The organism is Virgibacillus doumboii (assembly GCF_902806455.1).
GTDB lineage: Bacteria > Bacillota > Bacilli > Bacillales > Amphibacillaceae > Lentibacillus > Lentibacillus doumboii.
Window position 1 is genome coordinate 86,809 of the sequence record NZ_CADCWQ010000002.1, and the last position, 20,702, is coordinate 107,510.

General features: G+C 40.0%; 20 protein-coding genes. 5 read left to right on the top strand and 15 right to left on the bottom strand.

What is annotated here, in order from left to right:
- The 8 genes from yycF to G6R02_RS16720 all read right to left on the bottom strand — a co-directional run bounded on the left by yycF (position 1) and on the right by G6R02_RS16720 (position 11,486).
- Entirely contained in the window at positions 1–705 is a 705-nt protein-coding gene (yycF, locus tag G6R02_RS16685; protein ID WP_164670534.1) for a response regulator YycF, read from the bottom strand.
- Between the two features lie 133 nt (positions 706–838).
- On the bottom strand, positions 839–2,188 hold the full coding sequence (locus tag G6R02_RS16690; RefSeq protein ID WP_164670535.1) for an MATE family efflux transporter: 1,350 nt from the start codon (positions 2,186–2,188) through the stop codon (positions 839–841).
- A 178-nt stretch (positions 2,189–2,366) separates the two neighbouring features.
- Positions 2,367–3,848 carry a M23 family metallopeptidase gene (locus tag G6R02_RS16695; protein ID WP_246202649.1) on the bottom strand — a complete coding sequence of 494 codons (1,482 nt, stop codon included), beginning with the start codon at positions 3,846–3,848 and terminating at the stop codon, positions 2,367–2,369.
- A gap of 644 nt (positions 3,849–4,492) precedes the next feature.
- Positions 4,493–5,779, bottom strand: a complete 1,287-nt coding sequence (locus G6R02_RS16700; RefSeq protein WP_164670537.1) for an adenylosuccinate synthase — start codon at positions 5,777–5,779, stop codon at positions 4,493–4,495.
- 879 nt (positions 5,780–6,658) lie between these two features.
- A complete protein-coding gene (gene dnaB, locus G6R02_RS16705; protein ID WP_164670538.1) occupies positions 6,659–8,032 on the bottom strand; it encodes a replicative DNA helicase in 1,374 nt (457 codons plus the stop codon).
- Positions 8,033–8,087: 55 nt separating this feature from the next.
- Positions 8,088–8,534, bottom strand: a complete 447-nt coding sequence (gene rplI, locus G6R02_RS16710) for a 50S ribosomal protein L9 (RefSeq protein WP_164670539.1) — start codon at positions 8,532–8,534, stop codon at positions 8,088–8,090.
- Positions 8,531–10,504 carry a DHH family phosphoesterase gene (locus tag G6R02_RS16715; RefSeq protein WP_164670540.1) on the bottom strand — a complete coding sequence of 658 codons (1,974 nt, stop codon included), beginning with the start codon at positions 10,502–10,504 and terminating at the stop codon, positions 8,531–8,533. Before G6R02_RS16715 ends, rplI begins: the two co-directional genes overlap by 4 nt.
- 34 nt (positions 10,505–10,538) lie before the next feature.
- Entirely contained in the window at positions 10,539–11,486 is a 948-nt protein-coding gene (locus tag G6R02_RS16720) for a YybS family protein (protein WP_164670541.1), read from the bottom strand.
- A gap of 494 nt (positions 11,487–11,980) precedes the next feature.
- Between G6R02_RS16720 and G6R02_RS16725 the strand changes: the two genes are divergently transcribed.
- The 4 genes from G6R02_RS16725 to G6R02_RS16740 are packed head-to-tail and all read left to right on the top strand — an operon-like array spanning position 11,981 to position 14,570.
- The gene (locus G6R02_RS16725; RefSeq protein WP_164670542.1) at positions 11,981–12,466 is read left to right on the top strand and encodes a DUF1189 family protein; all 486 of its coding nucleotides are present in this window, start codon (positions 11,981–11,983) and stop codon (positions 12,464–12,466) included.
- A gap of 14 nt (positions 12,467–12,480) precedes the next feature.
- Positions 12,481–13,245 carry a molybdate ABC transporter substrate-binding protein gene (modA, locus tag G6R02_RS16730; protein WP_164670543.1) on the top strand — a complete coding sequence of 255 codons (765 nt, stop codon included), beginning with the start codon at positions 12,481–12,483 and terminating at the stop codon, positions 13,243–13,245.
- A 14-nt stretch (positions 13,246–13,259) separates the two neighbouring features.
- On the top strand, positions 13,260–13,937 hold the full coding sequence (gene modB / locus G6R02_RS16735; RefSeq protein ID WP_164670544.1) for a molybdate ABC transporter permease subunit: 678 nt from the start codon (positions 13,260–13,262) through the stop codon (positions 13,935–13,937).
- 15 nt (positions 13,938–13,952) lie between these two features.
- The gene (locus tag G6R02_RS16740; RefSeq protein WP_164670545.1) at positions 13,953–14,570 is read left to right on the top strand and encodes an ATP-binding cassette domain-containing protein; all 618 of its coding nucleotides are present in this window, start codon (positions 13,953–13,955) and stop codon (positions 14,568–14,570) included.
- A 598-nt stretch (positions 14,571–15,168) separates the two neighbouring features.
- Here G6R02_RS16740 and rpsR read toward each other — a convergent pair.
- From rpsR to G6R02_RS16775, 7 genes are all read right to left on the bottom strand, one after another.
- Positions 15,169–15,399 (bottom strand): 30S ribosomal protein S18, encoded by a 231-nt coding sequence (gene rpsR / locus G6R02_RS16745; protein WP_050350602.1) that lies wholly within the window; start codon positions 15,397–15,399, stop codon positions 15,169–15,171.
- A gap of 34 nt (positions 15,400–15,433) precedes the next feature.
- Positions 15,434–15,910, bottom strand: a complete 477-nt coding sequence (gene ssb / locus G6R02_RS16750) for a single-stranded DNA-binding protein (protein ID WP_164670546.1) — start codon at positions 15,908–15,910, stop codon at positions 15,434–15,436.
- A gap of 15 nt (positions 15,911–15,925) precedes the next feature.
- Positions 15,926–16,216 carry a 30S ribosomal protein S6 gene (gene rpsF / locus G6R02_RS16755; protein ID WP_164670547.1) on the bottom strand — a complete coding sequence of 97 codons (291 nt, stop codon included), beginning with the start codon at positions 16,214–16,216 and terminating at the stop codon, positions 15,926–15,928.
- A gap of 133 nt (positions 16,217–16,349) precedes the next feature.
- Positions 16,350–17,450: a redox-regulated ATPase YchF gene (gene ychF, locus G6R02_RS16760; protein WP_164670548.1), complete on the bottom strand. Its 1,101-nt coding sequence runs from the start codon at positions 17,448–17,450 to the stop codon at positions 16,350–16,352.
- A 213-nt stretch (positions 17,451–17,663) separates the two neighbouring features.
- On the bottom strand, positions 17,664–17,861 hold the full coding sequence (locus tag G6R02_RS16765; RefSeq protein WP_164670549.1) for a DUF951 domain-containing protein: 198 nt from the start codon (positions 17,859–17,861) through the stop codon (positions 17,664–17,666).
- A 1-nt stretch (position 17,862) separates the two neighbouring features.
- Positions 17,863–18,777: a mechanosensitive ion channel family protein gene (locus G6R02_RS16770; protein ID WP_164670550.1), complete on the bottom strand. Its 915-nt coding sequence runs from the start codon at positions 18,775–18,777 to the stop codon at positions 17,863–17,865.
- Positions 18,778–18,853: 76 nt separating this feature from the next.
- Entirely contained in the window at positions 18,854–19,879 is a 1,026-nt protein-coding gene (locus G6R02_RS16775) for a YkvI family membrane protein (protein WP_164670551.1), read from the bottom strand.
- A gap of 91 nt (positions 19,880–19,970) precedes the next feature.
- Between G6R02_RS16775 and yyaC the strand changes: the two genes are divergently transcribed.
- Positions 19,971–20,594 carry a spore protease YyaC gene (gene yyaC / locus G6R02_RS16780; protein ID WP_164670552.1) on the top strand — a complete coding sequence of 208 codons (624 nt, stop codon included), beginning with the start codon at positions 19,971–19,973 and terminating at the stop codon, positions 20,592–20,594.
- The last annotated feature ends 108 nt before the right edge of the window (positions 20,595–20,702 follow it).

Consider the following 20,702-nt stretch of genomic DNA (forward strand, 5'->3'; position numbering starts at 1 on the left):
CTACTCCTGTTCAGGCTTACGTAAATAGTACCCAACCCCGCGACGGGTTACGATCCATGTTGGGTTACTCGGATTGTCCTCAATTTTTTCACGAAGGCGTCTGACAGTAACATCAACAGTTCGTACATCTCCAAAATAATCATAGCCCCAAACCGTTTCCAGTAAATGTTCACGGGTCATAACCTGTCCGATATGACGTGCCAGGTAATGAAGCAGTTCAAATTCGCGATGCGTCAAATCGACTTGTTCACCATCACGGGTGACTGCGTATGCATCCGGATGAATGACCAGACGGCCGATTTCAATATTTTTAGTTGTTTTCACTGCGTCATCCGGTATTTGCTGTTGACGGCGTAAATTTGCCTTCACCCTGGCAATCAGTTCACGGTTACTGAACGGCTTCGTTACATAGTCATCTGCACCAAGCTCAAGGCCCAGTACTTTGTCAATTTCTGCATCTTTTGCTGTGAGCATAAGGATTGGCATTGACTGTGTTTTCCGTATTTCACGGCAAACTTCATTACCATCTTTTCCCGGCAGCATGATATCGAGTAAAACTAAATCAGGCTCTTCTGTATCGGCAAGTTCGATTGCCTCGTCACCATCATAGGCAACAACTACCTGATACCCTTCTTTTTCTAGGTTGAATTTCAGAATGTCTGCAATAGGCTGTTCGTCATCTACTACTAAAATCTTTTGACTCATTGTCGTCACATCCTTTTTAACGATCCTTTGCTCTATTCTATCGTACTTTGGAGTAAATGTCTTTTTTTATAATTAAATCGAAAGACTGAAATACTTGCTGGTTGATATTGATAGACATTCCCTTACAGTAACATCAATAACCCCGCGACTGATACTTCCGGTTCATGATGCCCTGTCTTGCGAACAGCAGCAGGAAGATGGCTGTCAGTCCTTCAGCGACAGGGAGCGCGAGCCAGATGCCTGTTGTTCCAAGAAAGACTGGCAGAATAATGATTGCGGCGATCAACAGTATGAATCCACGGAACAGGGTGATTCCGATTGACGGACGCACGTACGCGGTTGACTGGTAATAGGTCATGTAGATGAAATTGAATCCCATGAACAGATAGCCAATAAAAAACAATTGTATTCCTTTAATAGCAAGCTGACGTATTTTTTCGGATTCCACGCCAAAAATTGTAACCAGCCCTCCAGCGCCAAGCCAGCCAATTGCGAGAAACAGAACACCAAGCACAAGCCCTGTAATTTCCGCAATGATTACCGTGTTCTTAATGGATTCGTATTTTTTGGCACCATAGTAAAAGCTGATCATCGGCTGGATAGACGTGCCTATTCCAATAAACGCCAGAAACATAAACGTATGCAAATAATTAATGACTGAAAATGCTGCCAATCCAGTTGTTCCTGCATAATAGGATAAAGCTATATTGTAGCCAATAACGAAAATCCCTGTCCCTGCCTCAGACAAAAAATTTGGAAAACCCATTTTTCCCGTCCTCAGAATGTCAGCTGTCGTCCAACTCATCCGGACAAACTTCAAGCCCGATTCTTTTTTGAAAAAATGTACCGTATAAATCGCTAACCCTGCTGCTGTAGCAATCACAGATGCCAGGGCTGCTCCCGCTACTTCCATTTCCAATATGAAAATCATCCAGTAATTCAGGACAATATTAAGCAGCGCAGATACGACAAGACCTGCCATAGCCAGCTTCGGACTGCCATCATTACGGATAAATATGCTTAATGTAGCTTCCCACCCAAGGATTGGTGCCCACATAAAGATAATCTGCAGATAATCTATTGAATAGGCCAAAGTGTCAGTATTTGCCCCAAAAACCCGGGCAAGCGGTTCAGCGGTTATATAACCAGCAAAACCAATAACCACCATTGCAACTGTAACCAGTGCCATAGAAAGAGTAAACATGCGCCTGGCCCGGATTGTGTCCCGTGCACCGGTAGCAATCGAATATAGCGTCCCTCCACCAATTCCAATCAAAAGCGAAAGAGAGATAATAATCGACCAGACAGGAACAGCAATATTAACACTGGCCAGAGCCACCGCCCCGATGCCGTTTCCGACAAATATGCCATCAATTACAATATTTGCTGACATCAGCATCATACCGATAAGTGTGGGGAGTAAATATTGAAAAAAACTTTTCGTAACACTTTGGGATAATAGTCTTTCTTCTGCTATGCTCATAATGGTTCTCCTGACTTTGAACTTTATGTTCATTTTATAATGTTATTATCAGGAAATCCATAACACGCTATTAAACCGCTCTCCATCGGCTTCCATATGCATCACATATTCATATAAGAAAAAGACTGACTCGGGAAATTGATTATTTCCTGAGTCAGTCTATAGCGTTTTCTTTGTCTTATAGATGTTTCTGAGGGTTCTGCAGGGATCCGTTCATGTAAACTTCAAAGTGCAAATGGATGCCCGTTGAGTTTCCTGTCGTTCCCATAACCCCAATCTTACTACCTTTTTCTACCGTCTGGCCTGGACTCACACTAATGGATGAAAGATGTGCATATACGGTTTTCATTCCGTTATTATGGCTGATTACAATTTTGTTACCATAACCGCCATCCCACCCGGCAGATACGACTGTTCCATTATCAGCTGCCATAATCGTACGATTACTTGGCCGTGCTATATCCATACCCTTATGCATTGACCCCCAACGCATACCAACATTACTGGAGACATATCCACCAACTGCCGGCCATTGCAATTGACCTGTTCCGCGTGATGGTACAACCTTTGTCCCTTTAACGATAATTTTTTTAACCGGTTCTTTTATCGTTTCTTCTTTGACTATTTCTCTGTCGGTTACATTTCCATTACTCATTTTAAGTGCATAATGGACTGATTTCTTACCTTCCTGTCCATCCTGTTTTACTTTCTTATCGCCTTTGTACAGGTCGTCTGATTCAACTATCTCTGTTTTGTAATCAATTGACTCTTCTACCATTTTCTCTTTCTCTACAATGACATTAACAAATGGCTTCAGGTCTGTTACATTAATCTCCTGACCAATCTGCAAAAGACTGTTTTCCTTTAATCCTTTATTCAGCTCCAGCAATTTATCAACGGACAAATCATACTTACTTGCGATAGAACCCAGTACTTCGCCTTTTTTGACCTTGTGTACCTTTTCTTCCAGTGTACCTTTTTCAAGCATCTTCAGTCCTTCTTTAACTGTAAGCATTTTTGCCGGCAAAACTTTTTTCTCTGAAAATGAAACTTTTTCCGATAGTTTTACGTCTGTAATAATAGAATCGCCTACAGATAAAGATAATTCATTTTGCTTCTGCTCTGGCTTATTATCGGGATTGACGTCTCCTTGCTTTTCGGCAAGCTTTTTAAGGACTTTTTTGTCAACGAACTTCTCTTTATATGACTTCAATACCTTGTCAGCTGTCTCCTGGTCCTTAAAATAACCAACCGTATCATCGCCGATATTAAACTCAACTGCTTCAGCTTTAACTGTGAGCTCATCTTTTAGCACGTTTGTTACTTTATTATTATTATATGTAGGGTTGAACACACGCTCAGATACAAATGATACCTTTTCGCCAATGTCCATTGAGAGATTCTCAAATTCTGTTTCATTATTGGTTACTTTTGTATCAATTAGATCCTTAACGATGTTTTTATCATCAACTTTTCCAACATGTTTACCATCTACATAAACGTGGTATACAGTTTCCAGTGAATCATTATCTTCTGCATAAACTGTCGTAAATGTTAAAGAAAGGCCGACACAAGCAGTTATTGCGACTTTTTTCAGCATGTTCAGCTTTTTTCCCGTATTCGCCCTATTGATTATGGGCTCTCTTTTCCCTCTAAGCAATGTGGTATTTCCCCCTTGCAACCTGTCCATATATATTTCTAGTTCAAAAGACTTTCTCAATTTCTTCTACTAATCTACCATAGTTAAAATAGGTATAAAAGAGAACCCGCGAAAATGTAAAGTAATTGTATAATAACTTCCAATTTTTTACTAAAACTGCATCATTTTACTTCTCATTTAGTGTAAATTGTTAATTTTAGTTGCAAATGTGTCTATCTTTTATGACTAATTTTACAATTATATTACAAAGGATTTGACAAAACTAGACTAAAATTACTAGTAAAATGGAAATGATTTGAAATTTTTCTTAAAAAAAAGGAAAGCTGTTCAAATAATGTTGTAATTTTGATTGATTTTCCTGTTCCGTTTTCCTATATTCGGGAAATTTTTCATTTATATTAAAAAAGCTGGACAAAAGTGTTTTATCAAAAAAATCCGAACTAACTGGAAAGCGGTGCATATAACCGCTCCGGAAATATACTTCGCTTTCCGCGGGCGGCTGTTGAGCCTCCTTGCGCTAGCGCGCTGCAGAGTCTCATCTAGGCCTTTCCTCCCGCAGGAGTCTACGTATACTTCCTCCGCTTAGTTCGGATATTGTTCGTCATTGTGATTAACATTTTTGTTATATCCCAGCCTTTTTGTTATTAACTATAAACACTTCGTACAACATTCGTCTGGGAGCGATCTGGTCCGACAGAAAATATCGACAATGGAATTTCAGTAAGTTGTGAAATACGTTCGAGATAGTGTCTGGCATTTTCCGGCAACTCATGAAGACTTTTGACGTCGGTAATATCTTCAGTCCAGCCAGGCATTTCTTCATATACCGGCTCACACTCAGCCAAGATGTTTAAGCTTGCCGGGAATTCATTCAACCGTTCTCCCTTATATTTATACGCTACACAAATCTTCAGTGTTTCGATGCCAGTAAGAACGTCCAATGTGTTAAGTGATAAATCAGTAATGCCGCTGACTCTTCTGGCATGACGAACAACTACACTGTCAAACCATCCTACCCGGCGCGGTCTGCCTGTAGTTGTTCCGTATTCATTACCAGTTTCCCGGATTTGATCACCAATTTCATCATGCAATTCAGTCGGAAACGGGCCATCACCGACACGGGTTGTATAGGCCTTGGACACTCCAACAACATGATTAATTTTCGATGGACCAACTCCCGAACCAATCGTTACACCACCAGCAATCGGGTTTGACGATGTAACAAATGGATATGTCCCTTGATCAATATCAAGCATTACTCCTTGAGCTCCTTCAAATAATACACGTCGGCCATTGTCCAGCGCATCATTTAAAACTACGGATGTATCACAGACATACTCAGCCAGCTGCTGGCCATATTCATAATATTCCTCCAGAATGTTTTCTACCTGGATTGGATCGACCTCGTATACTTTTTCAAATAAGCGATTTTTTTCTTTCAGGTTTTGTTCTAGTTTTGCTTTAAATGTATCTTTTTCCATTAAATCAGCGATGCGAATACCAACCCGCGCTGCTTTATCCATGTACGCTGGTCCAATTCCTTTTTTTGTTGTACCGATTTTATTGGTACCCTTTTCTTCTTCCTGAAGTGCATCCAATTTCAGATGATAGGGCAGAATTACATGTGCACGGTTGCTGATTCTCAGATTATCTGTTGATATATTGCGCTCATGCAGGTATGCAATTTCTTCGGCAAATGCTTTTGGATCAATAACCATTCCATTTCCTAATACACATATTTTGTCATCGAAAAAAATTCCGGATGGGATTAAGTGCAATTTATACGTAACATCATCAAATTTAATTGTATGTCCGGCATTATTGCCACCTTGATAACGGGCTACTACTTCGGCGTTCTGTGAAAGGAAGTCGGTGATTTTACCTTTCCCTTCGTCGCCCCATTGTGTTCCTACAACTACAACTGAGGACATAACGCACCTCCACTGATTATATTATTTGTATTCCAGAAAACAACAGAGTAAGTTTATCAGTTACAGTTGGCTATGTCAATTAAAATACGAACAATATAAACTAAAAACGCTGTATTGTTCGTTAATAATATGTTGCATTATTAAATGTTGTCTTTATTACAATAAATACGTCTTCTGGATGTTTTTGTATTATACGCTATTTACCGGTTATTATGTTTGGGAGGAAATTGAATGCATTGATATTTAATAGCAGACTATTTTTTTAAAGATTATTTGTTTCCAACATAAATGATCTTAATTGCGACGTAACTGCTGGAATGTTTTCTACTAGTACATCCACTTCTTGCCGCGCCGTCCGGGATCATTCCGGGCGATGCTTTCACACCTCCGGGTATCAAGGCGACATCTGCTTAAAAAGTTCGTTTCCCTAATGAAGGACATTTCATTGATGTTTTTATCTCCTTTTATCCTTCATAACTCTTATAAACCACTTTTCTTCATTGTTTTCACTTCCTTTTGTCCTTCATAACTCCGATGAACCACTTTTCTTCATTGTTTTCACTTCCTTTTGTCCTTCATAACTCCGATGAACCACTTTTCTTCATTGTTTTCACTTCCTTTTGTCCTTCATAACTCCGATGAACCACTTTTCTTCATTGTTTTCACTTCCTTTTGTCCTTTACTCAAAATATTTCGCTGTTTATATCTTTTGTGTACAAAAGGCTTTTATGTTTACTGAGGTTGTCAATGCAACAATTAAAAACGTTACGAGATTAACAAATTTAACTGTTTGAGCCTATACTATTGGTTCGAAAGTTGAGTTATCTATAAATAAAAAAGTTTTCCACAAAAAAACAGCCTCATCAAAATGAGACTGTTTTATGCCTGAATTGGCTCTGGTGGGACTTCGCTTTCGGAATAGCGGTGATCCAAGTCGACGAACTTGTTATATTCTTTGACAAACGCAAGCTCCACATTACCTACAGGGCCGTTACGTTGTTTGGAAATTATAATTTCGATAATATTTTGTTTTTCGGATTCCTGATCATAATAATCGTCACGGTACAGAAACCCGACAATATCGGCATCCTGCTCAATACTTCCGGATTCACGCAAGTCGGACATCATCGGTCGTTTATCCTGACGTGATTCCACACCACGTGAAAGCTGTGACAATGCAATTAAAGGCACATTCAATTCACGTGCAAGTGCTTTTAAGGATCGGGATATTTCCGATACTTCCTGCTGTCTGTTTTCTTTGGAGTTGGCACTTCCCTGAATCAACTGCAAGTAGTCAATCAAAATCATGCCAAGACCTTGTTCCTGCTTTAAACGACGGCATTTTGACCTGATCTCGCTGACACGGATACCAGGTGTGTCATCAATGAAAATTCCGGCATTGGACAAGCTGCCCATTGCCATCGTTAATTTACTCCAGTCATCCGCTTCCAGTTTTCCTGTACGCAGTCGCTGTGCATCAATATTTCCTTCTGCGCAAAGCATACGGGATACGAGCTGATCGGCTCCCATCTCCAAGCTGAAAATAGCCACATTTTCATCGGTATTGATAGCAACATTTTGCGCAATATTTAGTGCGAAGGCTGTTTTACCCACGGATGGACGTGCAGCAACAATGATTAAATCATTCCGCTGAAAACCTGACGTAATTCGGTCCAAATCACGATAGCCGGTTGGAATGCCTGTCACATCCGCATCTTGATGCTGCAGCTGCTCAATATTATCATATACCTCAATAAGGACGTCTTTTATCGACTTAAATGCACCGGAATTTTTTCTGCCTGATACTTCAAGAATATTTTTCTCAGCTTCATTTAATACATCCTCAACGTCTTCTTCGTTTGCAAATCCTGATGTAACAATATCGGTAGCTGTACGGATGAGCCTTCTTAGTAATGACTTCTCTTCTACTATTTTGCTGTAATAAACAATATTTGCTGCTGTCGGGACACTTCCCGCCAAATCAGACAAATATGCTACACCGCCTGCTTCATCCAACTTCTTTTCATTGGATAAAGACGTTGTAACCGTAACAAGGTCAATCGGCTCTCCTCTGTCGGTGAGCTTCATCATGGTTTCAAATATCCGCTGATGGCTCGCACGGTAGAAATCCTCAGGCAGTAAAAGCTCTGATGCTGCTGACAATGCTTCAGGTTCCAGAAATACAGCACCAAGAACCGCCTGTTCTGCTTCTATATTATGTGGTGGTGTACGGTCATTCCATACTTCACTCATCGATTTTCCCCCTCACGGAAAAAACAAGACTTAAACATACAATCAATCAATCGTCTTATTCCTCCACTACATGGACCTTTATCGTGCCGGTTACTTCTTTATGCAGCTTCACAGGCACATCCGTATATCCTAATGCCCGGATTGGGCTGTCCAGTTCGATTTTCCGTTTATCAATTTTATAACCATATGATTTTTTCAAAACTTCGGCAATTTGCTTGCTGGTAATTGAGCCGAATAAACGTCCGCCGTCACCGGATTTCGCTTTTATATCAACGGTAATTTCAGCTAGTTCCTTTTTCAGACGCTCCGCTTCATTTACTTCTTCCTGAGCCTCTTGTTTCTGTTTCTTCTTTTTGGCTTCCAATGCCTTCATATTGCCTGCAGTAGCTTCTTCGGCCAGGTTGTTTTTCAATAAATAATTTCGGGCATAACCGTCAGAGACGTTTTTTACCTCGCCTTTTTTACCTTTTCCTTTTACATCCTTTGTGAAAATTACTTTCATTCTGTTTCCCCTCCTTCAAAATACTCTTCCAATATATCCTTTAAAAGGGCTTCCGCATCATCTATAGTTGTATCTTCAATTTGCGTAGCAGCATTTGTTAAATGTCCGCCGCCATTCATTTTTTCCATAATAATCTGCACATTTACCTCTCCGAGTGATCGGGCACTAATCCCGATTCTATCATCACTTCGCTCAGATATAACAAATGATGCGTTAATACCACTCATTGTAAGAAGTGTATCAGCAGCCTGTGCAATCAATACACCATCATACACTTCGTCAGGTTTCCCTTTTGATATGGCTAATGAATCCCGGTATACTTCAGCACGTTCGATCAGCTTGCTTCGCTTAATATAAATATCCAGATCTTCCTTCATAAACTGCTGTACCAAGACAGTGTCTGCACCTTTTGACCGTAAATAGGATGCCGCATCAAACGTACGTGACCCTGTTCTTAGCGTGAAACTTTTCGTATCTACAATGATACCGGCAAGTAGCGCCGTCGCCTCCAGCATTTTCAGTTTCAGATTTTTCGGCTGATATTCCAGTAATTCTGTTACCAATTCTGCTGTTGAGGATGCATATGGTTCCATGTATACAAGTGTTGGATTATCGATAAATTCTTCCGCACGACGGTGGTGATCGATAACCACCTTGTATTCCGATTTATTTAACAATCGTTCATTAGCAACCATTGATGGTTTGTGTGTATCCACAACAACTACCAGGCTCCGGCTTGTAATCAATGCTTCTGATTCTTCCGGGTCAATAAAGTCTTCCCACAGTTCTTCGTCTTCCTTCAATGACTCAACTAACCGGAAAACACCCGTATCAACATCATCCGGATCAAACACAACGTATCCTTCAACACCGTTTATCCTTGCAATATTTAAAATACCGATAGCTGCACCAAGAGAGTCCATGTCCGGTGCTTTGTGTCCCATAATAATGACATTATCACTTGCTTTAACAAGCTCTTTTAACGCATGAGAAATAACACGCGCTCTTACACGTGTCCGTTTTTCCATCGGATTGGTTCTTCCGCCATAAAAACGGACTTTGCCGGTATCATCTTTTATCGTAACCTGGTCACCGCCACGTCCAAGTGCCAAGTCAAGACTGGACTGTGCTAATTCACCCAGCGTCGGCAGCGTTGTGTTTCCCACACCCACCCCAATACTTAATGTTACCGGGATATTTTGTTCAGCATTTAGTCCACGGACCTGATCCAGAATATCAAACTTCGATTTTTCTAATTTGTCCAAGGTTTCTTTCGTCGTTACCGCCAGGAAGCGATCCTGTGAAGTACGTTTTAAATATATTCCATAATCGTTGGACCAATTATTCAGTACGGAAGTCACCTTTGAATTAAGCTGACTTTTCAGTGTATCATCCATGTTTTGGGTAATTTCTTCATAGTTATCCAGAAAAATAATGGCTAATACCGTTTGTTCATTATGATAAAGTGTCTGTATTTCGGATTGTTTTGTCCGGTCAAATAAATACAGTAAACGCTCATCTTTTTTTATTGTTGTCTGGAACTGATACCCATCTATTTCAAACCATATTTCATCATCGTTTTCCTTTACTCTTGATACTAAATCATCGGCAAGTCTGTTAAGTGAACTTCCCACAAGTGTATCTTCTTCAGCAAAACGGTTCATGTACGGGTTAGCCCACTCAATCGAATAATCTTCATTATATAATAGGATTCCGATTGGCATTTCCAGTAATGCCTCTTCCCCGACCCGTTTAACCCGGTGCGAGAGAGTTGAAATATATTCTTCCGTTTCATTCTGTAATCTTCTGACTGTTTGTATACTATAATAAATTGCCGCAGCTAAAAACAGTGTCATCAACAGACCAATCATCCACTGATAATACCATATTACACTAAGCAAAATGACCGACAGCAAGTAAATAACCCACAAGTGTCTGCCCAGTTCTGGTATGCCTTTATTGTCCTGCATAAAATCAGCTCCTACTGCTTAGCTTAACTCCCACTCACTTTTTATCCCTGGATAAGCGGTCTCTAAGTGAAAAGCCTATGTCAATTATACCTAACAAACGTACAAGGTAAAGTAAGAGAAATGGTATGAGTAATGTCACTATAACACATACAATCGGCACTGCCTTTGACATTTTTTTATGATGAGCATAGAAAAAAATAAAAGAGAAACCCTGCAGTGTCATTAACATTCCCGTAAGCATCAGTACATTGTTTACAGCTAAATATAACGTGCCGGACGTATCCAGTTCAAAGAATGTGAAGATCAGCGAAAAGAAATAAATCCAGACTAGTGAAACCGGCAGACGAAACATACGAAACGGCGGAAACTTAAGCCGCTTCTTTTCTAAACGATTAATTATTTTATAACTGATCCACTGACTGATAAACGCTAATAAAATAGCGACAAATGCTATTATGACCGGAATGAGATCTGTTAACATTCCAAGCTGTTGCTCGATCAACTCCAGTTGTTCCTCGGTCTGGCCAGCGAGACCAAATTGCTCCATCAAGTCTTTGCTCGTTTGCAATGACTGGTTGATCATTTGATCGATTTCGCTCATTATATTTACCTGAAAAACAAACTGGCTAAATACAACTATAAACAATAGCCCTGCTACAAACCCGATTGTTCCTCGCGCCCATGTTTCATATGCTGACAGCTTTTTGTGGATGGAAACACCAACCATTATGCCCCCAATTCCCATTAATACAGTTATTGGCAGGGAAAATACACTTGCAAAAAGAATGGATAAACCGACAGCAACCAAAAACATTAAAACGGACGGTTTCAAACCATGTTTTGCAGCAAATATGACAAAAGGCACAGGCAGCAGAAAAGTAGCTATCATCGTTATCACGGGAACAAAAGCTGCTATTAATAGCAGCGTGATGTAGATTGCCGTGAGCATTGCTCCTTCTTTTATTATTTTTGATTGGTTCATTTATTGCACCTACATATCTATAATTATCTCATTATAATATGATAACACGATTTAGGTCATAATTGGTATTTGAAATATAGAAACCAGATATTTCCCGGGAAATTAAATGTAGAATTTTGTAGAAAAGGTTTAAAAGTCATGGAATTTTCATGCCCGGGAAGCGATTTTATCGTTAATTTTTATTATAATGGAACTGTTCGACGATTCTACTGTTGTCTAAAAATTTTTAAATGAAAGCGTTTGGATAACTGGACTGCCGGGTCAGCCACGTCCAGCTCCAGCACCCAGCGACTAGTGGACTTACTTCACCTCCGTACGATAAGTCAACATCGATTCGCGGTTTAAGGTAGGCCGACTAAAACCGGCCTTTGCGGCCAACGTCGGCATACCCCTGATGCAGGGGCATGTTTCCTTTATCTCCTGCGGCTCAGTCCAGTCCATACGTCGCTAACCGGGCGCCTCCGCTTTTGTTCTTAAGGAATGAATTGATTATAATGATTTTTTTGCAGGTATTTCTAAAAAGTATTAAACTGCCAAATAAGCAGGCAATGTTTAAATTAAATCGGATTGGAATGGACATTACGTTAATATACATGTTCATTCTAATGTTGATTGTTTCGATCCCTTCCCTGGTTGACCGGCTCACGGCGACCAGTGGACCGAGTGCTGATTTACATTTATTCTTGCTGCTTGTATACTTTTTCATATTTTATTACTTACCGATAACGTTGATGGTATTTGCAATGATTTCACTTATTGCTTACATTGGAACACTGATTGCCAAGTTGCTCAGGCGGAAGGTCAGATTTCAAATACTTTGGAAAATGACTGCGTACACAACGACAATCCCGTTTTTATTGTATACAATTATTGCATTAATCTATCCGATTGAAGCTACATATTTATGGTTATTTTTAGTTTATTCGCTGCTCTTCATTATAAAAATAATCACTGTCTATCCAAAACGCAAAAAACGATAATAGGAGTTTTATTTATGAAATACATAACAGGTACTATTCTTGTAATAGCTTTATTATTGTCTGGCTGCAGCAACCAGCAAAGCTCAGAAGAACATAAAGTATTCATATCTGCTGCCGCAAGCCTTTCCGGGGTGTTGTCTGAACTAACTGATGCGTTTAAATCCGAACATCCAAATACGACATTAACAATGAATTATGGCGCATCCGGAAAACTCACGCAGCAAATTCAGCAGGGTGCCCCGGTTGATGTGTTTCTTTCTGCAGATCAAAAGTGGATGGACAACCTGGCTGATCAGGATATGATTATGGAAGACACAAGAACCGATTTTACTACAAATAAACTGGTACTTGTGGCGAATAATAATGCGACATTTTCAATTGATTCACTTCAGGATCTGCCAACAAGTGGACTAAATCAAATCGGCATCGGAAATCCGGAAAGTGTTCCTGCCGGTGATTATGCAAAACAGGCACTTTCTGGAAGTGGAATTTGGGATGAGATAGAAGGACAGCTCGTCTATGCAAAGGACGTTAGACAGGTACTTACATACGTTGAATCCGGTAACATGGATATTGGTTTTGTATATGCAAGTGATTTGGAACGGTCCGAATTGGTTAAAAAAATTTCAGCGATTGACGAATCATTGTATGATCCAATTGTTTATCCTGCTGCGGTAATGTCTTCAAGTGATACAGTTGAACAGGCACAAAAGTTTATTGAATTTTTACAGACTGACGAGGCACAATCGATATTTGCTGAGTATGGGTTTGGTTTTTAAAGGTGGGAATGGATATGGATTATACACCGTTATTTCTGTCATTGAAAATTGCCGGTATCGCTACGGTAATCGTGTTTGTGGTCGGTATCTTTCTAGCCAGAATTATCGCACGCAATCATTTCCCGGGAAAACGAATCCTTGAATCACTGCTGATGCTTCCATTAGTCCTGCCGCCTACTGTGGTTGGTTTCGGCCTTCTCTACCTTTTCGGCCAGAATGGACCACTGGGGAGTTTGTTACTTGATTGGTTTGATTTACAAGTTGTGTTTACCTGGATTGGGGCAGTTATCGCGGCTATTGTCGTTTCCTTCCCATTAATGTACCAGAGTGCGGCCGCTTCCTTTCAAAACTTCGACCGGAATATTGAAAATGCTGCCTTAACGATGGGTGCTTCCAAATGGAAGGTATTCCGGACGATAACTTTTCCGCTTGCATGGCCGGGATTGCTGGCCGGATTAGTATTAACCTTCGCTCGTGCATTGGGGGAATTTGGTGCGACCTTAATGATTGCCGGCTACATACCAAATCAAACAGAAACGATTCCCCTCGCCATTTACTTTGCTGTCGAAGCAGGTAATATGAAATCAGCAACATTCTGGGTTATCGGAATTATTGCAGTTGGATTCAGTGCCATACTCTGGCTGAATTGGTGGAGCGGACGGAATATCTTACGGTTTACCAGTGACAAATGATAGGTGTGATGAACAATGCTTTCACTGGATATAAAGAAAAAAATTAATGGCTTTAAGCTTGATGCCGCATTTGATGTTGACAGGGAAATTGTTGTTTTGTTCGGACCATCCGGAGCCGGCAAGACGACCGTTTTAAATTGTGTTGCAGGACTTATTCATCCGGATTCAGGAAAAATCGCGCTAAATGAACGAGTTCTCTTTGAAGAAAAACAAAAACCCCTGCCTGTACAAAAACGGCAAATTGGCTATTTGTTTCAGAATTACGCCCTGTTTCCGCATATGACTGTTGAGAAAAATATAAGATACGGCATGAAAGATGAAGGGCTTGTTAATTCGCTGGTGGAAGTTGTGGGGATAAACCATTTACTTGATCGTTATCCCGAAAAGATATCCGGCGGTGAAAAACAGCGTGTCGCCCTGGTCCGGGCATTAGCAACCAAACCCGAAGCACTTCTATTGGACGAGCCATTTTCCTCTCTCGATGACAAGACGAAGGAAGAATGTCAAAACGAATTATTGCGACTACACGATGTATGGAAGATACCTATTATTATGGTGACACATGACTATGAAGAAGCTAAGAAACTAGGGGATCGGATACTTATATTGGAAGATGGAAGATTGATAAGATAGCTACTTTTTTTAAATGACAGTTTTCCGCAGATTGTTGCTGCTGTTTATATACAATCGGTGCTCAAGCTGATTCAATCAGGCTGCACCCCTCCAAGAAAAGATTGCTCGTCGCTTTTCACGATCAGCTCTTTAGATTGTAATTTACTCTTTTACTATGGTTGTTTGAAGATATCAACTGCGATGCACTGTAAAAAATAATTGAGTGCTAGAACACCGCTGCGGAAATACACTTCGCTTTCACACCTCCGGGTACCAAGGCGACATCTGCTCAAAAAGTACGTTTTCGCAGTGTCTTCTTAGCCGTGGGCGGCTGATGAGCCTCTCCGTGTTGTCACACTGCGAGTCTCACCTAGGCCTCTGCTCCCACAGGAGTCTCCGTGTATTTCCTCCGCTGGATTAGGACTTAACCAATAACTCCATAAACTGATGATATTTATGAGCTAAAACAGCGTTTACGTGACATTTTATATCAATAACGAGGTTAAAAAGCAACAAAATTTACGAAAACACCTTTACTTTACCCAATATAACATCCTTTTGTTAAAAACAAAAAAAGCCTTTTGACAGTTGAATGCTGTCAAAAGGCTTTTTTATATCATTATTCTGCTACGTATGGCAATAGTGCCATTGTGCGAGCACGTTTGATTGCTTTGGTAAGTTTACGCTGATATTTTGCAGATGTTCCAGTTACACGACGAGGAAGAATTTTTCCGCGTTCTGAAATGAAACGTCTCAGCAAATCAACGTCTTTATAGTCAATGTGTGTAATTCCGTTCGCTGTGAAGTAACACACTTTACGACGCTTTGCACGTCCGCGACGAGCTGCCATGAGAAACCCTCCTTTTTTACTTTTACCATTTTAATTAAAATGGTAAATCATCGTCTGATATATCGATAGGCTCCCCATTATTTTCAAATGGGCCACCCTTTTCGTTTTGATTTTGGTTCATTTGGTTCTGATTCTGGCTTTGATTTTGCTGGAATCCTGATGTTTGCTGGTCTCCTCTATTTTGTGCAGAACCTTTTGATTCAAGGAACTGAATATTTTCTGCAACAATTTCTGTTACAAATGCAGTTCTACCTTCTTTTGTTTCGAACGTACGTGTTTGAACACGTCCGTCAACACCAATCATACTGCCTTTTTTCATGTAATTAGCCAGATTTTCAGCCGCCCTGCGCCAGACAACACAGTTAATAAAGTCCGCTTCACGGTTACCCTGCTGGTTTGAAAAAGGCCGGTTTACTGCTATGGTAAAGTTGGCTACAGCCACTCCGTTTGGTGTATAACGCAGATCAGGATCCTTCGTTAATCTGCCGACAAGTACGACACGATTCAACATCAGAACCACCCCTTATTATTGATCATCTTCCCGAATTGCCATGTGACGCATAATATCATCAGAAAACTTCGCTTGGCGATCAAATTCATTGATAGCATTTTCATCACCGCTAAAGTTAATGATTACATAGTATCCATCACGATAGTCATTGATTTCATATGCAAGACGTTTCTTGCCTTTTTCATCAACTTTATCAATTTCCGCCCCATTATCAGTCAATACTTTGTTGAAGCGCTCAATTAAAGCTGTTTGAGCTTCCTCTTCAATGTCCGGGCGGATGATATACATGATTTCGTATTTTCTCATCCGTTACACCTCCTTTTGGTCTTAGCGGCTCTTTTTCCCTGAAAAGAGCAAGGAGTAATATTTACTTTCATTACTCACAATAGTGTATTATACCAAATCACATTTTAAAAAACAACCATTCGAGGGATCCTGATTATACGTTAAAACGGAAGTGAATAATATCGCCATCTTTTACGATATATTCCTTACCTTCCAGGCGAACCTTACCATTTTCCCGCGCTTTTGCCATCGTCCCCGCTTCGATAAGATCATCATAGGATACAGTTTCTGCACGGATAAAACCTTTTTCAAAGTCAGTATGAATAATTCCTGCTGCCTGTGGTGCCTTTATCCCTTTACGGAACGTCCATGCACGCACTTCCGGCTCACCAGCTGTAAAATACGTTGCCAGACCCAGTAAACTGTACGAAGCTTTAATAAGCTTGTCCAATCCTGATTCAGCAATGCCCAAATCCTCAAGGAATTCTGCTTTTTCTTCCTGTTCCAATTCAGCAATTTCCTCTTCAATTTTTGCACAAACAACAATTACTTCCGCGTTTTCATTAGCTGCGTATTCTTTCACCTTTTGTACATTTTCATTGGCATCAGGTTCAGCTACTTCATCTTCACTTACATTGGCAACATACAATGTTGGTTTCGTTGTCAGCAAATGAAGCCCTTTTACCAATTTCCACTGCTCTTCGGTGAATTCCAGTGCTCGTGCCGGTTTTTCTGCCTCAAGTCCTTCCTTCAGTTTTGAAAGAACATCATATTCGGCTAAAGCTTCCTTATCTTTTTGTCTGGCAAGTTTCTCAACCCGCTGAAATCGCTTGTTGACTGTTTCCAGATCTGCTAAAATAAGCTCCAGACTAATGATTTCAATATCATCAATCGGGTTAATCTGTCCTGACACATGTGTTATATTGTCATCCTGAAAACAACGGACAACCTGGCATATTGCGTCCACCTGACGTATGTGGGATAGAAACTGATTCCCCAGTCCTTCTCCTTTACTTGCGCCTTTTACAATTCCGGCAATATCGGTAAACTCAAATGCCGTCGGGACGGTTTTCTTCGGATTTACTAATTCTGTTAATTTATTTAAGCGATTGTCAGGTACTTCTACAATACCCACATTCGGATCGATAGTAGCAAACGGATAATTCGCTGCTTCTGCACCAGCCTGTGTAATGGCATTAAACAATGTTGATTTACCAACATTGGGAAGTCCGACAATTCCTGCTGTCAAAGACATTCAACTTTCACTCCTTAAGGATTCCATTCATATGAACGCGTTAGTCATATCAATTATAGATACAAGATTATAAATTGACAAGCAATCAAAAAACAAAAATAGGCAACCGAAGTTAACCTATTTTTGTTCTTTACCCTATTAATTTTTCTATTTTTATCTCTCTATATAGACATATTTTACTATTTTTCCTGTCAGATAGTCAATTTTTACGATTTATTCTTCAGCATTTTTTAGGACTTTTTTCATCTTCTTTGTAAAATCTTTACGTGGAATCATCACACTATGATTACATCCCATACATTTAATCCGGATATCCATCCCCATTCTGATGATTTTCCAGCGGTTTTCGCCGCAGGGATGCTGTTTTTTCATTTGAACAATATCATTTAATTCAAATTGTTTATCTGCCATTTTACTCGTCCCCTTTATGTTCCTGACCACGTTGTATTTCCAATGATGTTGGTTCCTGATGCCTGGAATACATGACAAGACGCGGTGCAGGTATTTGAATATCATGACTATAGAGAGCATCCTGAGCTTCCTTTCGGATAATGCGTGCTCCTGCCCACTGATATTCCGGCAGCGTTTCGGCAATAACCCGAATGACGTAATGGGATGTCTCCAATGTTTGAACACCGATAATTTCCGGAACGTCAACAATTACTTCATATTTATCCGGCAGTGTTTTACTTACATCATCGATAATTTTCTCAGCTCTGTAAATATCACTTTCATATGGTACATTTACATCAACCACTGCCAGTCCATTATGAACGGAATAATTTGTTACCTGGGTTACATTTCCATTTGGCAGTACATGCTGTTCACCTGTCCAGCTTTTTATTTTGGTTGTCCGCATGCCAATTTCCTCAACCGTTCCTTCAGCTCCAGAAGTTAGAATATAGTCGCCAACCGAAAACTGATCTTCAAATATAATGAAGAATCCGGAAATAATGTCGCGGACAAGATTTTGCGCACCAAAGCCGATAGCCAGTCCGGCCACACCAGCACCTGCCAGCAGTGCACCGATTTCCAGTCCAAGTGCGCCATCAAGAATCATAATGATTGCAATGAAATAAACGGTATATTTCAATGTATTTTTGATCAGTTTTGTTAACGTGACCTCTCTTCTTTCTGTCATGCGAAATGGTCCGCTCGATCTGCTTTCAAAAATACGGTCAATAAGTTTATTTCCGATACGAACAACAATTAATGCAAGTATTGTAATGGCGATTATTTTCAGTATTGCCCCACCAATTGCAATCCAGAGTTCAGGGCCTGATAAGTAATCCCAGAATTCTTCCATTTTCTTATTGATAAAATCCACGTTATAACCTCCGCCCGACGTTCAGTATATAACTAGATTTTACAATAACCACTCATTCTTTTAAAGAAATGTGGAGTCACGTGCGTTTTTCTTCCATTTTATTCCAAATTGGATATAATAGTAGTCTTGTTAATACATACAAGTTTAGTATCCCATATAATGGATATATGTAGGCTATTAAAGTAGAAAATCCTAACGTTGATAACGGAATCATTGCTGCCAGGATAATGATTACATAAAACCAAATTGGCATATTCCAAACACTTTGCAGCCTTGATACGATCCCCAATATGCCTGCTGCAGCTGTCGTAAAAATCGCAAACCACAGTAGTACAGACATAAAGATCATCATACCAAACGGATAGTGTTTAAGGATTGCAAACAACGGAATCTCATACAGCAAAAGTTCATCAGCTATTTGAATCAGGCTGTTATTGTATATAAACGAAATGATACCAAGGATCAATCCACTTCCGATTGACGCGATCCATACCTCCTGTTTTGTCTTAACTTTGTTACCAATAGCTCCCAACACTGCAATCAGCGGTAAAATATTTAAAGCTGTAAATGAAAAAGCCGCAGTCCAATTACGCTGTTCCTGTAAATGGGAGAACAATTCCAGCGACTGATCCCTGGTAAACAGGAGTAAAATATATAATAGACCGCCAAGTAAAAGTGGCAGGATCAGCTGATTCATTGCCAGCAGTCCACCAATGTCTTTAATAAACAAAACAATTAACGCAATGGCTATAACCAATACTCCCCACCAATAAGAGAAATTAAAAGCTTGTCCGGTCGCACCGCTCCCCGCAATCATCACAACAGTTGTCGTAAATAAGTATAAAAAAATCATGACATCATAAATTTTCGTTAGTTTGACTCCCACGATATCCTGAAGAACCGGTAAATAATCACTTGATTTTTTTTCATGGCTTATTTTCATAATTACATTACAGCTAAGTGAAAAAAATAGCATAAATAACAAAATAGCAAGTCCACTTTCATGACCAAAAAACTGCCATAACTCTCTTCCGGAAGCATAACCTGCACCAATTGTTGTACCAATTATTAAAAACATCCATTTCAGACCAGCTCTCCACATTGCATTTCCTCCATTATTTTTTTTCTTATATACGTATAGATTGATAATTTTCTCCGTATACTTATACCAATATGTTTGTGGAGGATAAGCTATGAATCTTATGAATCGTTTTGTTCCAAAAAATGAAAAAGTCCAAATGTTACATACCGATCCCAACCTGTTAAGTGTCATGAGTGAAAAAATAATATCCTGGTTTCCAAACGTACCTCGCGAATACGCCGTTGTTTGTATTGGAACAGATCGTTCGACCGGTGATGCATTAGGCCCGCTCACGGGGACTTTTTTATCGGAAAAGCGACCAAAACACATCAGTGTGTATGGTACACTGGATGACCCGGTCCATGCGACCAACTTAAAAGAATACATCAAACTAATAAACGTACAGCATAAAAAACCGTATATCATTGCCGTTGATGCCTCGTTAGGTAAAGCGACATCGGTTGGAAGCATTATTTCGGACATTGGTTCATTGAAGCCTGGTGCTGCTTTAAACAAAGAACTTCCTTCCATTGGCGATATTCATATTACCGGTGTTGTAAATATAAGCGGATTTATGGAGTATTCTATTTTGCAGAACACGAGGCTTTCTCAAGTGGTGGACATGGCTAAAAGTGTAGCAGCATTACTGGAGAAGGTCGATCACGGATTATCACATAGTCATCCATTTCCTGCAATTGTAGCTTCGAGGTATAGAAGCAAAAGCGTGGAACATTAAATAGTATAATAAAGAGGCTGGGACAAAAGTTTTTTATCAAGAGGAATATCCGAACATACTGGAAAAGATGCAAACAACCACCCCGGAAATACACTTCGCATTATCCAT

Coding starts and splice junctions, on each gene's coding strand:
- rpsF (WP_164670547.1), bottom strand. CDS start 16,216: ATGAGAAAATACGAAATCATGTATATCATCCGCCCGGACATTGAAGAG.
- G6R02_RS16690 (WP_164670535.1), bottom strand. CDS start 2,188: ATGAGCATAGCAGAAGAAAGACTATTATCCCAAAGTGTTACGAAAAGT.
- G6R02_RS16765 (WP_164670549.1), bottom strand. CDS start 17,861: ATGGCAGATAAACAATTTGAATTAAATGATATTGTTCAAATGAAAAAA.
- yycF (WP_164670534.1), bottom strand. CDS start 705: ATGAGTCAAAAGATTTTAGTAGTAGATGACGAACAGCCTATTGCAGAC.
- G6R02_RS16700 (WP_164670537.1), bottom strand. CDS start 5,779: ATGTCCTCAGTTGTAGTTGTAGGAACACAATGGGGCGACGAAGGGAAA.
- G6R02_RS16725 (WP_164670542.1), top strand. CDS start 11,981: ATGATTTTTTTGCAGGTATTTCTAAAAAGTATTAAACTGCCAAATAAG.
- rpsR (WP_050350602.1), bottom strand. CDS start 15,399: ATGGCAGCTCGTCGCGGACGTGCAAAGCGTCGTAAAGTGTGTTACTTC.
- G6R02_RS16715 (WP_164670540.1), bottom strand. CDS start 10,504: ATGCAGGACAATAAAGGCATACCAGAACTGGGCAGACACTTGTGGGTT.
- G6R02_RS16775 (WP_164670551.1), bottom strand. CDS start 19,879: ATGTGGAGAGCTGGTCTGAAATGGATGTTTTTAATAATTGGTACAACA.
- G6R02_RS16720 (WP_164670541.1), bottom strand. CDS start 11,486: ATGAACCAATCAAAAATAATAAAAGAAGGAGCAATGCTCACGGCAATC.
- ssb (WP_164670546.1), bottom strand. CDS start 15,910: ATGTTGAATCGTGTCGTACTTGTCGGCAGATTAACGAAGGATCCTGAT.
- rplI (WP_164670539.1), bottom strand. CDS start 8,534: ATGAAAGTAATTTTCACAAAGGATGTAAAAGGAAAAGGTAAAAAAGGC.
- dnaB (WP_164670538.1), bottom strand. CDS start 8,032: ATGAGTGAAGTATGGAATGACCGTACACCACCACATAATATAGAAGCA.
- modB (WP_164670544.1), top strand. CDS start 13,260: ATGGATTATACACCGTTATTTCTGTCATTGAAAATTGCCGGTATCGCT.
- yyaC (WP_164670552.1), top strand. CDS start 19,971: ATGAATCTTATGAATCGTTTTGTTCCAAAAAATGAAAAAGTCCAAATG.
- ychF (WP_164670548.1), bottom strand. CDS start 17,450: ATGTCTTTGACAGCAGGAATTGTCGGACTTCCCAATGTTGGTAAATCA.
- G6R02_RS16740 (WP_164670545.1), top strand. CDS start 13,953: ATGCTTTCACTGGATATAAAGAAAAAAATTAATGGCTTTAAGCTTGAT.
- modA (WP_164670543.1), top strand. CDS start 12,481: ATGAAATACATAACAGGTACTATTCTTGTAATAGCTTTATTATTGTCT.